We start from the raw sequence: 15,298 nt of genomic DNA on the forward strand, positions 1-15,298 counted from the left end.
GTTATAACTCCAAGAATTTCAGTGTTGCTGAGTAATAGTCATCTTCAGAAACGGTCGGAATATCTTTGATCGTTTTAGGGTTTGAAATTGCACCTTCTTGGTGATTAAACATCACATTAAAGCGACGATTGTCGTGTGGGTAATCAAACTCAAGTGTGAATTGTTCGTCTTGCAGTGCTGACCAATCTTGTAGTTTTGACAACTCGCGACGCTTGATCCACCCCATGCCTTCATTGGCTGGCACTAAAGTAATAGGTCGCCCTGCCTTCTTTTTGCCTTCTTGAATAATCAAAGAGCCATCAATTGCAAACTGCTGTTTCTGTTCGATTGGCTTGTAATCAAATTCATCAGACCAAAAAAAACCGTTCTCAATTTGAACGGTTTCATTGGTTGCTACACGTATTAGTTTCATTTAACTACTCTTTTTAAGCATTTCAAATTCACTCATGATTTTTTCCATAACATCTACGTCTTGATCAGAGCCTTCTAGGGTTGCTGTTTGTTTTCCATTAGACACTTCTAATCGACGAGTTGATTTAGGGCTTGCCATTGTTGCCAAGCCATTACCATTTGCTAAAGCTGCCAATCGTTTTTGTACTTCCGCTGAACCTGCTGATGCTGTTAAGCCCTGCCCAAGCAATTTGTTAAATTGAGCATTAATAAATGGATCAACATTCTTGCTCATCGTTGCTCGGTCTGCATCACGTGCTGAACTCATAATCGATCCAGCAAGTTTTTTGGCTTGCGCCTCGTCATACCCCATGCTCTTAAGTTCAGCGAGTACTTCTGCTCGACTATACGATTTAAAAGAACCGCCCATAGCCTTGCTGCTGCTACTTTTTTCACGTTCAGCTTTCTGAGCATCTGATTTTGCTGTAAGCGCATCATTCCATTCATCAATAGAGTTTTTAGCTTCTCTCGCAGCGTCTTTAGCAGCATCGCCCATGGCTCTAAAACCTTGGACAGCACTACCACCTGCTGTACGACTTAGACGCTCAACAGATGATGTAAGCTTATCCATTGATTGAACTGATTTTTTACCAGTTTCATCCACTGTTGATGCCAAACCACTTGCAGCCAACTGACTCTCATACCAAGCAATTTTTGCAGCATCGCCCGAAGCATAAATTTTATCCGCCATGTTAATTAATGCTTGTCTAATCTGTTCCGCTGATGCAGTGCCCGACTGTTTCATCACATTAAAAGCATTGATTTGTGCAGATGCCATTTTGCTTGCTTCGGCACTCGAAGTTATACCCAGCAATTTGTAAGCTTTTTCAATTTCAGAGATGTTTTCAGGAATCTTTCCATTTACCTGATCAAGATATTCCATTCCCATTTGAACTTGTTTTGCTGAAAATACGCCTTGTTTTTCAAACTCAACTAACTTGGCTTTTGCGGCATCGATTTCAGATTGATTCTTGGCTGCTGAAGCCCATTTTTCCCAGCCCTGATACAAAGCTTCTGTTGCTTGAACTCCTTTACCGCCTAGTTGCTCTATACCAGTTGCGTAGTTATCTAAATGAACTCTATTTGCTGCAAACTTTTCTGAAACCCTATTTAAAGCAACGTCAAGATCAAGCCCTAACGCTTCTGCTCCTTTCCTTGCTTTCGTCAAGGTATCAGTTTGAGTGTTAATAGCATCAGTTCCAGTTGTCATTGCTGACACAATGCCTTTCCCTGCACTATCAAATTCAACCTTCAAGCCCTGTGCTGCCATTGCGGTTTGCAAGGTTTTTTGTGTTGCAGCATCAGCAGCTTTTTGCGTACCATCAGCAGCCGTTAACTGTGCATTTACCCAGTCTTGAGCTGCTTTGATTTTCGCATCCTGAATCTTTTTACTTTCACCCTGATAGGCTTTTTCTTTGGCATCTAGGTCAGCCAACCCTTTCATTGCTAAATCTATAGATGCTTGATTTCCAGTCTTTCGTGCTTCAAATAATTGCTGTTCTAAAGCAAGCCTCTGATCACTAATAGCCTTATAGTCAGCAGCATGTTTTGATTCTTGTGCCTTTAATTCATCTAATTTTTTTTGATTATTAGCAATTGATTCTTGATTTTTCTGCTCCTCAGTTTTTCCAATATCCTCATAGGTTTTTACTACAGCCCATTTATGGTTTTCTGCGAGTTTGACCGCTTCGCTACCGTTCTTTTCGGCTTGAGCAAACATTCGGTCTGATGCATTTAAGGCTTGTTGCGCTAAAGTATCGAAACCCAAGAAACCTAAGACTTGCGAACTAAGTGCATACAAACCACCCGAAAGAAATTGAATGCCTGATAAAAGCAGCTTTAAGCCAATATTAAAACCTGTAGCTACATCTGAGACCGCAGCAAACGCCATTCTTAAAAAATTTAATAAAGTAGTAAGACCGCTTACATCATCCCCACCACTTAATAAAGCGGCAAAAAGTGGCGACACCGCATCTAAAGCTGATGTAAAAGCACTCCAAATGGTTTCTCCAAATATAGCTACCTCAGATATATTATTCTTAATATTCTCATATACATCACTAAGTAATGATTTAAGCGTGTCTATTGTGGATGAATCAATGCTCTGTAGCTTGTCCCCAATCCAAACAAAACCCTCCCCAATATCATCAATAAATATTTTTAGGTTTTGAATGTTGTCTGCGAGCATCGTTAGCCATTGCGCTACTTGCGATGATGTTCCACTCGCTTGATCCATCTGCCCAATCAAAATCTCCCAACTTGTAGAAATTCTTTGTAAAGCATTACTAATCGTTGTTGGGAATTTATCGTATGTCGCTTGAACAGATGCAGCTTGACTACTAATTGCTGTTACAACACGTTCAGAAGATAACTCGCCCGCCTCTGCCATTTTGCGCAGTTCGCCTGTAGTTACACCAAGACCTTTTGCTAGTGCCTCAGCTAAACCGTAACCACCTTCCATGATTGAGTTAAATTCTTCACCGCGCAGCACACCGCCTTGCATCGCTTGGATAAACTGAGTTACGGCTGCATCGGCTGCTTCAGCAGATCCACCGCCAATTTGGATCGCTTGCGTGACCGTCTTGGTTAGGTCTAATGCTTGTTGTTGCGACATCCCCATGTCTTTGGTGACAGTATTTAAGCGTGTAAATAAGTCAGCAGTCGTAGTTAGATTTGAGTTTGTGCTGAGTGCGATTTGATGCACACCTGAAATCGCTTGCTCAAAATTACCGCTTTCTTTTGTTGCGATATTGATGCGTGTTGAAAGATTAGTGTATGAATCGGCTGCTTGCGCTAAACCTTGTACACTTAGACCAACACCCACTGCCGCCATCGCAGCAACCAAGGCATTAACAGCAAACTTTGCGCCATTCATACCCTGTTGTAAGCTGGTGGTGTTGGCTAATAGGTTTAAGCGAAAATCCATTGATCCTGCAGCCATTTTGTATCCTCAACTTTTCTATAGGCAATAAAAAACCTCCGCTAAGGAGGTGGATAAAATTAAACCCGCACTTGGCGGGTTTTAATGTTGATTTGAATCTATGGTCTCACCTTGTATGCCATTGCATAATTTCAAGATGCTTTCAGCATGTAGTGTGATGTGCTTATGCTTTGGTTTAGTTCGCTCTATATCAATTCCAATCAATATGGCTGCTTCAATATTTTTCTGCCAATCACCTGTGTTTGGTACTGGCTCTATTGAGCAAAACACATAGCTATCATCACCAATATTAATGTCAGCATAATTTTCTTCGTCTGTGCTTGGTCGGCATTCTACAACCACATAAGCAATATTCATGATTAAACCCCACTAGCAAATGGCAATGACGGCTGCAACTCTCTTTCCAATTGCGCTATTTCATCATCAAGTGGATGCTTTTCATGCTTCCACACGTTCATGTCTCTAGCTGAGCAACTAACTTGCTGTTTGCGATTTTCGCGATAACCGACAATATGATTATATCTAGCCCATTTAGATTGAAAGACTTGGGTTAATTGGCTTGCCATCCAGTTAAAGGCATCAATAAATTGCTCTTTTACAGCATCAGCCTTCTCGCCATTAAAGCCCATCACTAGAAACATCCAGCCATCTTTAGTCATTTGATAAAATTTTCTAGGCTTTCCGTTCTGTAACTTGTTGTTTTCATAGCAAAGCTCAAAATTGAGCGCTTTAAATTTGTCGGAGCATCTTAGTTTTTCAATATCTCGTATTACGTTTTTATGTAGTTTTCCAAATGCCTCTGCCACTGCGTAACTTGTCGTTTTAGCTTCCCCATTCTCATTGGAGACCAAAGCCTTTAAGTTTAAATTGACTATCATGTTCATAAAATTTTCCTCTTACAAAGTCATGTTCAAAAGAAAAGAGCCGACAAATACATTGAACATGAAAAATGCATTGTTTCAGGAGCTACCCTAGTCGGCTTGGTTGCCATATTTCAGGCATTAAAAACCCTGAACTAATTAAAGATCAGGGTTAGAAAAAGATCAAATTCAGGTGGTAAAAAACCACCCGAAGGTGGTTTTCTAATTACTTGTCTTCAAGTGGTAACATTGGTTGTATCTTGTTCTTTAACTCTTCTAGGCGCTCAATTGCTTGAGGTTTGAATTGCTTGCCAACCAAACATAGTGTACGTCCTGCATTGGATGCAATTTCTGAAAATTTTTCTACCTCCAAAAAAGCTTTATTAAATTGATTCATAAGACCAAATGCAGTTTGTCTAAGGGTTTTTTCACAATTTATAAAATATCGCCTTGCTGTTCGCCCCTGTTCATTATTCTCAACCATTGAAAGCTCTTTAGCTGTATCAAGGGTTAAGATATATTGCCTCCTTATGGATTTTCCTTTTCGACCTAACTTGGTTTGGGTTTCGGAAATTTCCGAAAGGCAAACAAAGTCTTGGTTCTCTATAAAACCATAAGTATTTAGACGGCTTTTTATCCATGTAGCAAAGCGGTCACCATTTTTAAGCCATTCATGTAAAGTTCTGGCATCCACGCATGGTTGTAATTCACCATCAATTTCATGCTCGATAACTGGAATCAAGGAATTCTGACTAACAATTGCATTCATGACATCAAGCCCCCTTTGCCTTTAATATTTTTATTTTCAGATAGTGCTGACTCGCTCACTTCAACTAAAGTACCAAGTGCTGACATTTGGCGACCCAAAGATTCAATTAACCAACCAATGTTGCAAATAGTATTTGGTTCTACTTGTTCAGCACTGTGGGCTAATAGTTCACCAATTGCGCTAATACCCAATGGCAGAGGAGTGATAGCATTTTCAGCGGCAACATTGATTTTTTTAATCAATGATTCTTCGCTTTCTGAAAGCTCCGTGTTTTTAAGACTTTTAAGAATAATCTCAGGTGGAATTTTGGGTAACAAGTCCTCAATATCAAGAGTATTGTTAGATTCAATTGTAAATGGTATATTCATATTAGTTACTTTCCTAAAGTGATGACTTCAATTAAGCCCTGTCCGCCAAGATCACGGGCTTTTTTGTTGCCTATTGATTGCATAATTGCGCTTCTTTCTTTGCTCTTTTCTCAAGCCACTCTTCAATGATCATGTTTACTTGAGCTGTAATAGTTCTACGATCTTTTTGAGTTTCCTTTTTAAATCGTTCCAAAGTTTGCTCAGGTATACGAATATTTACCTGTGGGTCATTTCTTGCCATTTTTAACTCCTTATAGCACATGATGTAAAACAACATCACAATCACATTAAATCACCTGCTTTATTTGGCGTCAATATTTTTTTGACTATTTTTTTATAGCACACTATAGTTAGCCAAAAACATTGACCGAAAATGCTATGGCACGTACAGACCCGCAAGTTAATTTTAGAATTCCTGCTGAACTGAAAGATAAGTTAGATAATGCTGCTAAAGAAAACGGTAGAACCCTAACTGCTGAATTAATTCTTCGTCTTGAAATGACTTTTGAACACGATGATCAAATTCTAGATTTAAGGGAAAGGATTGAAAAATTAGAAGAAGCTGTTGAGTATCTTGAATCATTCCAAAGCGAAACAGAAGGCCGCTTGAACAACCTTGATGGAAGAGGTTATTAACTTCAATAAAAAAAGCACCCTAGGGTGCTTTATTTATTAACGGATCACTCATAAGTATTGCCACACTTTAAACAAATCCAAGTTCTTAAATACTGTTCTTGTTTTTGCTTATTCTTAAGGGATAAGTATGTATAAAGCTTGTATAAACCATATAAGACCAACGCAAACAGTGGTAATCCAAAAATAGTGCTTAAAATACTACCTTCACCAAAACCGCTCAGTGAAACTTGTAATAACGGTAGACCAAACATAAAAAACAAGATAGCTACTATAATTGTTGGCATTTTACTATTTTTAGGTGGAGTACACGCAGCAGCAAGATGCGATTGGGAGAATGACTGCCCCTGACCAACACCTAAACCAATAGTCCCTCTTGAAGACAAGCCAATCCCTGTTGATTTGCTTCGCCCAGTTCGCGTACCTCCTGCCCAGACCATGTGCATTTTTTTTGTATTACTTGAATTACAAGCAGAGCATTTACTCATAATCAACGCACCCACTCAATCTTATAAACATTACCATTTACAATGGTGACGATGTATTTTTCATTATCAACCGTATAGCTTAGGTCAGTTGCTGCACGTGGTCGATCCTGACGATCTCTCAACACATAATGATGAACATTGTTTGGACTACCGAGCTTACTTTGTACTTGTGCTTGTGAATTACCGATTTCAACAAAATCATTTGATGTGCGAATTGATCGAACTTCTGTAGCTGCAGCAAACGTAGAAACACATAATAAAGATGCTAATAATAAATTTTTCATATAACTCCCCTTTGTTATAAAAGCAGAGTACCTAAAAGTTAATTTTTGAGCAATGCCCACTTAGTCTTTATTCACTTCATTTGTATAGCTACTAAAGCCTTTTTTATCAGCATGATAAGCGACACGCATTGCAACACTTCGACTTAAGATATGGTTTTGCTCATGACGTTGAGCTGCTTTTAAGTATTCCATAAAAGCACCAAAGCTATAATTTAAAATATCCTCGTGTTTATGCCCTTTACTAATCAATGTTTGAAACGAATCAAACCAAGAAAACTTATCATCATTCTTATTATTTTTCTTAACTTCATCTTGTTCAAAATATGTCTTATTCACAATCAAAAGCATTTCAAAAATTTCAATAAATTTGTCGGGTGCTGCGTCTTTTATTTTAGATGCTGCTTCAAAAGTTAAATTTGATAATGATTCTAACAACATTGTTGCTGCAATTTGATTATTATCAACCACAGTATGTAGGTCTTCAGTTGCCCAATCTTTTTTTAATGCCTTGCGAATCGGATATGCAAATACCTCAATCTTATCAATTTCACCCACAATAAATTGACGAAGCTCAACCGAGCTATCTTCATCAAGCTCAACAGAATATGTTCTATTTTCAGCAAGAAAAAAATCATTCATTAATTCTACTCACTATTTTAACTACATTCCTAGATAATGTGATGTAGCTTTTAAAATGAAATTTACAATCATGATAAAAGCTACAATAAATGCAATATTCCAAAATATTTTTACAAAACTTTCGGGGTTTAAGTTCATAGCTTCCATAGTTGCTCCTAGAAACTTCACTAAAAATTTGGTATTCTTTTCTGACATGTAAAATCTTTTCCTCTTGTTCTTGCTCTGTTCAACGGAAAACAAAAAACCCAAGATTCTCAGTCTTGGGTTTTTGCTTTTTAAGAGCACAAAAAAAAGACGCTAAATGCGCCATCGTTTGTGCCTATAATTTTTTATGCTGCTGGAATATTTACAACATGCCCATATAAGCCAAGCGTTGGATCTAAGCCTTTTTCAGTATGTGAAAGCGCTTGCCCTGAAATTTCATATTGACCTAATCCCTCATGAATTAATGGGAATGTTGTTTCAGGTGACTTTTTGGTGCGCCACAAACTAACAGCCATGTGGCTACCTGTGGCTGTGTTGATACCCTTGAAGAATAGCTCATATTCTTTACCAAAATCACTTGCAATCGTGGTATTGCCTACCACCCCTGTGGTGTAACTTGCTGTCACAGGTTCTACGATTGCTTCGTGAAAAATCACAGTCCCAAAGACTGCATCAAGCGTGTATTTTTCCTTGGCTACAGGTGTAGCACCTGCATTAAAAGTCACATCAGTTAATGCATAACCATTAAGTTTAATTTCTTGCCCAACTTTCACAGTTCCCAGCGCCTGATCTGCAACAGTCTTGCTTGCTACTTCGGTTTTCATGCCTGATAAAATGTATTGCAAGTTAGCTTCGTCAACTTCTTCAAGCTGACCTTTAAAGTTCACGCCTGTAGTTTTTGTCAACACAAAGTCAGTTGTACGTTGTCCAGAAGTACTTTCCTGATGTTCTACTTGATCTGTAGTAATTTCAAGTTCAAATTCAGGAACATTACCAATGTGGCGCATTGCACCCGCAACACCGTTTACAATTTCAGATAAATAGAATTTACCTTGCAACGAGATATAATTATTAGCCATCTGTTTTTACCTCTTTGGTGGTTTTTGTTGCAGATAACTTCACTTCTTCAATGACTTTATCTACTACTAATTTTTTAATCTGTTCATCTGACAGACCGCCAACCGTATCGCCTTCTTTAAAGCGACCTACAGGTTTTAATGCTTTGTATGTTTTCATAATCACCATACTTTGATCATTTGAGATTCGAATAAAAATGGGAAATAAGCTCGACCAGTGGTAACAGATTTCCCAACCGAAATACCTGCATCCACACGTTGAAAGCGCTTAAATCCCACAATTTGTGGTTGATAACCTTGCATTGCTGCAAGAATCTTCCGAATAATCGGGTCTGCCAATTGGCGAATTGAAGCCGTTTCAGGTAGTTGTGCTGAAGCATCTGCAACACTAAGCGCTACAAGCCACTGCTGATAAATTGCATTTGCTTTACCATCACCTGTGGTTGATGCAAGTCGATCACCAACGTAAATAATGCCGATACCCACATCACCTACAATCGCTTGAAATAAATCCTCTACTTCAAAAGGTGTGACGATTTCCTCAACTTCAGGAATTTCTGACTTGATTCGCTTTAAAATGTCATCTTCAAGAGCAAAATAATTATCAATGTTTTGCATCGGTCAAAACCTCATGTAAGTATTCTTCAATCTCGAACAAGATTTCTTGAGAATCATCCACTGAGATACCTAGGAATGGACGCGCAGGAATCTTGACTGACCTCAAGAACATCCAGCCACCTAGCGGGGTTTTAAACTTTAAAAATTTTTTACCCTTAGGTTTAACAGTGCCGCCAAAGTGCATTAATGCCGCATATTTAACATTTGTACCAATTGTGATCCGATTGCCCTGAATCCTAGAAACAATGGAATCTTGCAAACGCCCTGTATTTCTCAGTGTTTTCCCACCCTGAACCTCTGCGCGCCATGATTGTTTCCAAGGTTTATCATCAGTACCAATGCTTGTATCAAATCGTCTTTCAGTTTGATCTAACAGTAATACTGAAAGCTTTCTATACAGCAATTCAGGATTTTCAACTTTTGCATGAACTTTAGCTAAAAACTCTCGTAGCTTTTCCTGCCCATGCATTTGAATAGAGTCAGCCATATCACACGCTCGGCATGTTATTTAAAATATCATCCCCAAATACACCGCCTCGGTACGTCGTACCAAGTGGCGCAACAGCTTTGACTTTCTTTGCTTGAGTTACTTCTTGAGTGTCTTCACGCTTAATTAGAAGTGTTGCTTTACCATCCGCCACGCGCTTTAAAAAAGCAATAGCATCCTCATATCGCTGTCTTACTTCATCGGGCGCTTGCTGACGATGAAGCAGGTAACGAGCAATATCACAAATATAAATCGTGAGATTTTTGGGAGGATGTTCAAGCGGAACAGTGTATGCAACACCAATAAAACCATCTGCAATGTCTGAAGCGTCTTGGATATAAGATTGCACAGACTCATTTACAGTAAGATTTCTTTCTAATTGAGCGATATGTGTCAAGCCGTAACGCAAGACCATGTCATCACGGCTTGCGTACATAGATCACCTATTTTGTTGAAGTAAGCTTCACCAATGCTTTAGGTTTCGCAACCACAGGCAATTGGTTAGATTGCACATGCAAGTCAAAACCACGATTGAACTTTTTAGGCTCTTGTTTTGCGTAGTACGGCAATGCTGAAGTGTTTACAGTTTCGTTGAAATCCGCAGGAGCCAAGGCATTTAAGAATACATCTTGCGTACCTGTTGGGTATGCATGCCCTTCTTTCACGCCAATAAGCGGCACTTCACCTACTTTTTGACGATTTACAATAAATTTGATGCCACCAAATTCAAAACCTGATGTATTTGAACGACCTAAACGTTGCTCTGCACCAGACCAATTTAAGAATACTTCACGCACGTTTTTGTGTGCAGTTAATGCATCATAAAACTGACGATCCACTTCTGCTTCGATTGAGCCATACAGCTCTTGCCCCAAGCCATCTTCAACCAAGTCAATTACATCTTGGCATTTTGCTAAAACGTTTGTGGTCACAACACCCAATTCAAAATCAACTGTTTGCGCAGTCACACCAAAGTCCACAAAGTAGTCGACAATGATTTCACCATCAGCATCCAAGATGATGCCTTGTTTTGCTTTTGTGCGACGATATGCAAGTGTAGTGTCGATTTTGTTCTTCATTTGTTGAAGCTTATCCAACACTTTGCCCTGCACGGTTTCAGCAGCAGTCGAGCCGAATGCACGAACACCAATCACATCTGATGCAAGTACAGTGTCTTCAAGCGGCATGTGTGGCACCACCCAAGATTTAGCAATTCGTTTACCACTTGAATTTTTAGGCGGCACACCACCCCATTCGGTTGTTGGCACTAACACGTTTGAATCAGAGTAAAACTCAACCGAAAAGTTGTTTGTAGTGCCTGGAATATTGCGAAACAAATTAATGTCATTTGGGTTGCCAATGCGTGTCGGCAATTGTGTAATTGCTGTGCTCAGCTCTTCTGTTGTAAAAATTAATTCATCCATCTTTTTTATCCTATGCTGAACGTACAGCAGTAATACCCAAAGTTTTAAGACCCGCAACCACTGTTGCTAAATCACCCGCCACACCAACAAGTTTTTCAGGAACAATTCGAGCTTGACGCGCCAAAATTACCCCTGCGCCTTTTTCAGTTTTGGTTGTGACACCATTAATCATCACGCCCGCAACCGCACCCGTACCATCAAATGCAACCGCATCACCTGATGCATCAAATGAAATCGGCTGACCATCTTTAATTGTTTGGTTTGCAGCTACACTTACATTTTCACGACTTGGGCGGTGATTACCATCCAACTCCCAAGCCAACCAATCAGATGTAACACCCGCTTTTTCTACAGTTTTAACCATTTGTATTCACCTTATTTTCGTTCTGCTGCCATGTCCGCCAATGATTTTGGCTGACCTGCATTAAATTGATTTTGTCCATCCCCAACTGCTTGATGCTGCGTCAAGTAACTTGGCAATGTTGGTTTTTGTGGTTCAGGCTTTGATGCAAATTTACGAATCTGTGCTGCTGAAAATGCGAAAGATTTTTCATCTAAATCCTGCATTTCTTTTACTTCGTCTGCGCTAAATTCTTTGCCCGCATCTTTTGCAAGTGCGGCAATATCTTCATTACGCTTATTTGCTTTAAATTCCTGCATCTCTTTTTTGAGATCTGCAATTTCTGCATCTTGCTCGACAATACGAGCTTTGGCTTGTTCTAGGTCCACGCTTGTGTCCTCTTGTTGAATTAGATTTGGTTTGCCTGAAAAGGCTTTGATGGATGTGTTTCGATCTGCGCCTGTTGAGCAAATCGTAAATTCACGGATTCGGTTATTACGAAATACAGCGATTGGGCCTGTAAACGATTGACCATTCACATTGACTGTTTGACCCTGCAAAACTTCTTCAATCGAACCAGGATCAATAAACATAGACATTTGAAAAGGAAACTCATCATCAGAATCCTGAATGATTTCCAAAGCTTTTTTGTTCTTTAAAAAATGTCCTGCAACTTCGATGCTGCCGCTTGTGCTGACCTGTTTTACAACACCGATGCGATTTGCGCTAAAATGCTCTTCAAGCAGCGGTGTAGGTGTTGCAATCTCAATACCATCAAGATCAAATACAACACCTGCTCGCCCCCAATACCAATGCCCATCCACTCGACCACCTGCGTAAGCTGTGCCCGCAAACACTCGTCGCTGACCATCTTTGGCTTTTGGTATATCAATCGCAGACAGAGCAAATAAGTATTTATTTTGTTCGTCTTGTTCAGACATTTTCATGCTCCATAAAAAAACCACCCAAAGGTGGTCATTTGTTTATTTCGTTCTATTTTCGAGTGACTTTAACAATATCAAAGGCATCATGGATGCCAGTTTCAGCAAGACAATTACTCTGTGTTCCATCCCACTTATAATCCAGCACCCAATAACCTGAGTGGCATTTAAAAGTTAGTTTCACATAATGCTCGTTTGAATCATCTACTTCATCAATTTCAATAGGATTGGTAATTAGATCGAATTCAACCAAGTCACCTTGTTTAATGCCTTTTAAAAGATTCTTCATTTTATCTCTCACACAATTGATTGTTCGCCACAAACAACCGCTTCGCAATTTCATCTGTGCGCTTCAACACAATATCGGTATCAGTCACACTCACAACTTCAAGGTTTAAATCTGGCGCAAGCAATGAGCCATTCAAGCCATTAATTTTGGACAAATCAATTGCATGACCTTTCATGTCTAAAATTGTGATGCTCTTACCTGTGCTTTCTGCTGTTTTAAAAAGTGTTGGGGTTTGAATACCAATCACATTTCCCACTTGTAAGTTAAACGCATCAAAGCCTTTTAGATTATTGCCTGTAAGCTTGTTTTTTAGGTTCTTTGCTTTGCTCAACATTGCAGTAAATGCATTTGCAATCGTATTCCAAATTGAATTTGATTTTTTATCATGCGATTTACGAATCAATGCTTCTTGCGCAAGCTCAGTCAACTTTTCTTCATCTTGAGCAAACTCGAAAATAATACGTGGTGAACTTGGCTCAATATTGTTTTGACTTAGAAAATCATCCAAATGCTTTTTATTTTGTTGATCCAACTCGCTCAGAGCGCCTTTTACAGCCTGATTTGCTTCTTGCTGTACAATCGCATCATCTTTGATTTTAAGCAGTTCTTGCGCTCGATTGCGCTCAATCCCAATATCATCCAATTTGCTATTAACAACATCATTTAAATGCGTTGCTTGACGACTCGGATGGAAATCCCAATCATATTTATTCGCTGGCAACTCAGATAGCTTGTCATCAGGTGTAATACCAATTCGATTTGCTGCTTTCTCGCTGAGTGAGCGTGTTGTGCATCGACATTGAAACCCATTGGGCGGATAGTATTTTTTCCAAAAATCATCATCGATATGTCGAATAATGTTATTGAATGCTAAATGTGTTGGTCTAGTTCGGCTATCCACAATCGCTGAATACTGCAAATAAGGTCTTAAATCTTTATTTGCTTGTTGTTCAATCCATCGTCCATGCGCATACGCATTCTGCATATTGGTCCGGTACACGTTCGCAAGATGATATTCAGGCAAATCAATACCTGACTCTTCGACTAACTTTTTAAAATCATGAAAAGTCGAACCGCTCTCAAGCGATTTATTTACAAGCTCAAGTACATGACTAATTTGGTCAAGCGAAGCTAAACGACTAATCGTTGCAGCATTCGCCCTTGCATCCAAATCCATCATGTAAAACTCATCAGGCAAAACAACATTGCGGCCACGCGCATAACGCAGCGCATCACTGTAATCAGTCATTGTTATTTACCTTTGTTTGCTTGCACATACCCCATCACATCAGCTTTAAACAAAGCCTTGGATAGATTAATCTCAAACTCTTCAATTGATGCTTGAGTGTTTGCGCTATAAAGATTTTGAATCAATTGCTCATGTGTTTCAGACTTCAATACAATCGCTTCAATTTCTTTTTCATCAAGCAGCTTGGTATTTTGCTTGGTAATTAGAGTGTCTAATTCTTGCTGACCTGCATCAATCTTGTTTACTGATGCAGCAAAACTAAAAGCCTGACTTGGTAATGCATTAAACTGCATAGGCACAGATGTAGATTCCTTTAAGTCACCATCTTGCAAGCCGTATTCACGAATAAAATACTGATTTGTAAACTCAGCACCTGAGTTCTTCAGATCCACATCACGCTTTGCCTGATCTTCATTAAGCGCTTTATCTTCACCAATAATGATTTTGTGGTCTTGCCAGCCATTAAGCAAACACATTGCATTAACAATTGCTTGAAGTGTTGGAGTGACTAAGCGAATGTCAGATTTAAGCTTATCTTTACGTACATTTTCATGCACTTGACCAAGCGCTCGACTACCTGCACCATCTGTACCACTTGTGAGCGTCTGACCTAACACAAGCTTTTGAATTTGACGCAGCAAAACAGTGTTAAAAGTATCAAATGCTGAACCTGCATTACCCTGTGAATTACTTAAAATCTGCACATCATCTTCAGAGCCAATCGATAAAACAGACTGCGCGTGTGCCGATAAAAGCGCATTATTCATTGCATCAATATCATCATTGTCACCGTCTTTTACTTTTCCAAGTAAAATAGGTGTGCCAAAGCGCTCTAAAAACTTGGCCCAAAACTTAAAGCCATTTTGTTTAAAGAAGAACAACCAATACAGTGAAGACAGCAAAGCCTTGCCATACGGTTGTTTGTATGTGGCTTTCCTTCGGGTGAGAAAGAACTTAACTTTTTGATCCACTTCGCGCTCAACACCAGTTGAATCAGGTCGATAAATCAAGCGCCCATCATTTTTAGGCTCAAACCACTCCATTGGCTTTTCACCAATCCATGTTAAACCAACATAGCCATTTTTCTCATCCCAAATCGCTTCTTGAACTGAATACCCGAAAAACAATGCATTTAAAGAGGCTGTAGCAATCTCGCTAAACCATTCTTTTAGTTCTTGCATTAAATAAACAGCTTCAGGCGTGTCGCTTGGCTCAATACGAAATGGCATTGCAAGTAAAGCATCTAATCTTGTTTCAGTTGCTTGTGCAATTTCATCATCTGTAAGCAATACATCTAATTTATGACGCTGAATACCTGCCTTTCTTAAAGTTTCATCCAAGTCGGGCAAGCGACCAACGTTATTAAAAAACTGCGTTACCGCTTCATGTGTATTTAAAGCACCGTTAGACAAAGCCTTATTTTTTACCTTGTCTTTTTTTGACTTTGCCATAATTGC

General features: G+C 39.3%; 23 protein-coding genes. 1 reads left to right on the plus strand and 22 read right to left on the minus strand.

Going from position 1 to position 15,298, the window contains the following annotated elements:
* Position 1 precedes the first annotated feature (1 nt).
* From G0028_RS11380 to G0028_RS11410, 7 genes are all read right to left on the minus strand, one after another.
* Positions 2-412, minus strand: coding sequence for a hypothetical protein (locus tag G0028_RS11380; RefSeq protein ID WP_194088715.1), 411 nt, complete (start codon positions 410-412; stop codon positions 2-4).
* Entirely contained in the window at positions 413-3,391 is a 2,979-nt protein-coding gene (locus tag G0028_RS11385; RefSeq protein WP_194088716.1) for a tape measure protein, read from the minus strand. It lies immediately after the preceding gene.
* Between the two features lie 81 nt (positions 3,392-3,472).
* Complete coding sequence (locus G0028_RS11390; protein ID WP_180097419.1) at positions 3,473-3,748, minus strand: hypothetical protein; 276 nt, start codon at positions 3,746-3,748, stop codon at positions 3,473-3,475.
* A gap of 2 nt (positions 3,749-3,750) precedes the next feature.
* Positions 3,751-4,275 (minus strand): Rha family transcriptional regulator, encoded by a 525-nt coding sequence (locus tag G0028_RS11395; protein ID WP_180097416.1) that lies wholly within the window; start codon positions 4,273-4,275, stop codon positions 3,751-3,753.
* Between the two features lie 202 nt (positions 4,276-4,477).
* Positions 4,478-5,020 (minus strand): antA/AntB antirepressor family protein, encoded by a 543-nt coding sequence (locus G0028_RS11400; RefSeq protein ID WP_180097413.1) that lies wholly within the window; start codon positions 5,018-5,020, stop codon positions 4,478-4,480.
* The gene (locus G0028_RS11405; RefSeq protein WP_180097410.1) at positions 5,017-5,388 is read right to left on the minus strand and encodes a hypothetical protein; all 372 of its coding nucleotides are present in this window, start codon (positions 5,386-5,388) and stop codon (positions 5,017-5,019) included. The genes G0028_RS11400 and G0028_RS11405 overlap by 4 nt, the downstream gene beginning before the upstream one ends.
* Positions 5,389-5,458: 70 nt before the next feature.
* Positions 5,459-5,629: an Arc family DNA-binding protein gene (locus tag G0028_RS11410; RefSeq protein ID WP_180097407.1), complete on the minus strand. Its 171-nt coding sequence runs from the start codon at positions 5,627-5,629 to the stop codon at positions 5,459-5,461.
* Between the two features lie 137 nt (positions 5,630-5,766).
* Here G0028_RS11410 and G0028_RS11415 point away from each other — a divergent pair, with 137 nt between their 5' ends.
* Complete coding sequence (locus G0028_RS11415; protein WP_180097404.1) at positions 5,767-6,024, plus strand: Arc family DNA-binding protein; 258 nt, start codon at positions 5,767-5,769, stop codon at positions 6,022-6,024.
* 44 nt (positions 6,025-6,068) lie between these two features.
* Here the strand turns inward: G0028_RS11415 and G0028_RS11420 are convergent, their stop codons facing one another.
* From G0028_RS11420 to G0028_RS11490, 15 genes are all read right to left on the minus strand, one after another.
* On the minus strand, positions 6,069-6,509 hold the full coding sequence (locus tag G0028_RS11420) for a hypothetical protein (RefSeq protein ID WP_180097401.1): 441 nt from the start codon (positions 6,507-6,509) through the stop codon (positions 6,069-6,071).
* Positions 6,510-6,511: 2 nt separating this feature from the next.
* A complete protein-coding gene (locus G0028_RS11425; RefSeq protein WP_180097398.1) occupies positions 6,512-6,793 on the minus strand; it encodes a hypothetical protein in 282 nt (93 codons plus the stop codon).
* A gap of 60 nt (positions 6,794-6,853) precedes the next feature.
* Positions 6,854-7,432, minus strand: a complete 579-nt coding sequence (locus G0028_RS11430; RefSeq protein WP_180097395.1) for a hypothetical protein — start codon at positions 7,430-7,432, stop codon at positions 6,854-6,856.
* 21 nt (positions 7,433-7,453) lie between these two features.
* The gene (locus G0028_RS11435) at positions 7,454-7,627 is read right to left on the minus strand and encodes a hypothetical protein (RefSeq protein WP_180047239.1); all 174 of its coding nucleotides are present in this window, start codon (positions 7,625-7,627) and stop codon (positions 7,454-7,456) included.
* 134 nt (positions 7,628-7,761) lie between these two features.
* Positions 7,762-8,496: a hypothetical protein gene (locus G0028_RS11440; protein WP_180097389.1), complete on the minus strand. Its 735-nt coding sequence runs from the start codon at positions 8,494-8,496 to the stop codon at positions 7,762-7,764.
* The gene (locus G0028_RS11445) at positions 8,489-8,653 is read right to left on the minus strand and encodes a hypothetical protein (RefSeq protein ID WP_227554833.1); all 165 of its coding nucleotides are present in this window, start codon (positions 8,651-8,653) and stop codon (positions 8,489-8,491) included. Before G0028_RS11445 ends, G0028_RS11440 begins: the two co-directional genes overlap by 8 nt.
* A 2-nt stretch (positions 8,654-8,655) precedes the next feature.
* A complete protein-coding gene (locus G0028_RS11450) occupies positions 8,656-9,111 on the minus strand; it encodes a hypothetical protein (protein WP_180047427.1) in 456 nt (151 codons plus the stop codon).
* Positions 9,098-9,598, minus strand: coding sequence for a phage virion morphogenesis protein (locus G0028_RS11455; RefSeq protein ID WP_180047425.1), 501 nt, complete (start codon positions 9,596-9,598; stop codon positions 9,098-9,100). Before G0028_RS11455 ends, G0028_RS11450 begins: the two co-directional genes overlap by 14 nt.
* Before the next feature lies 1 nt (position 9,599).
* A complete protein-coding gene (locus G0028_RS11460; RefSeq protein ID WP_180047423.1) occupies positions 9,600-10,034 on the minus strand; it encodes a gp436 family protein in 435 nt (144 codons plus the stop codon).
* 7 nt (positions 10,035-10,041) lie between these two features.
* Positions 10,042-11,022 carry a major capsid protein gene (locus tag G0028_RS11465; RefSeq protein WP_180047421.1) on the minus strand — a complete coding sequence of 327 codons (981 nt, stop codon included), beginning with the start codon at positions 11,020-11,022 and terminating at the stop codon, positions 10,042-10,044.
* Positions 11,023-11,032: 10 nt separating this feature from the next.
* Positions 11,033-11,386 (minus strand): head decoration protein, encoded by a 354-nt coding sequence (locus G0028_RS11470; protein ID WP_180047419.1) that lies wholly within the window; start codon positions 11,384-11,386, stop codon positions 11,033-11,035.
* Positions 11,387-11,397: 11 nt separating this feature from the next.
* Positions 11,398-12,303, minus strand: a complete 906-nt coding sequence (locus G0028_RS11475) for a hypothetical protein (RefSeq protein ID WP_180047417.1) — start codon at positions 12,301-12,303, stop codon at positions 11,398-11,400.
* A 52-nt stretch (positions 12,304-12,355) separates the two neighbouring features.
* Entirely contained in the window at positions 12,356-12,592 is a 237-nt protein-coding gene (locus tag G0028_RS11480) for a hypothetical protein (protein ID WP_180047415.1), read from the minus strand.
* Position 12,593: 1 nt separating this feature from the next.
* Positions 12,594-13,841, minus strand: coding sequence for a phage minor head protein (locus G0028_RS11485; protein ID WP_227554720.1), 1,248 nt, complete (start codon positions 13,839-13,841; stop codon positions 12,594-12,596).
* Between the two features lie 2 nt (positions 13,842-13,843).
* Positions 13,844-15,292 carry a DUF935 family protein gene (locus G0028_RS11490; protein WP_180047413.1) on the minus strand — a complete coding sequence of 483 codons (1,449 nt, stop codon included), beginning with the start codon at positions 15,290-15,292 and terminating at the stop codon, positions 13,844-13,846.
* Positions 15,293-15,298: the final 6 nt, after the last annotated feature.

Origin of the sequence: Acinetobacter piscicola (assembly GCF_015218165.1) — a bacterium.
Lineage (GTDB): Bacteria > Pseudomonadota > Gammaproteobacteria > Pseudomonadales > Moraxellaceae > Acinetobacter > Acinetobacter piscicola_A.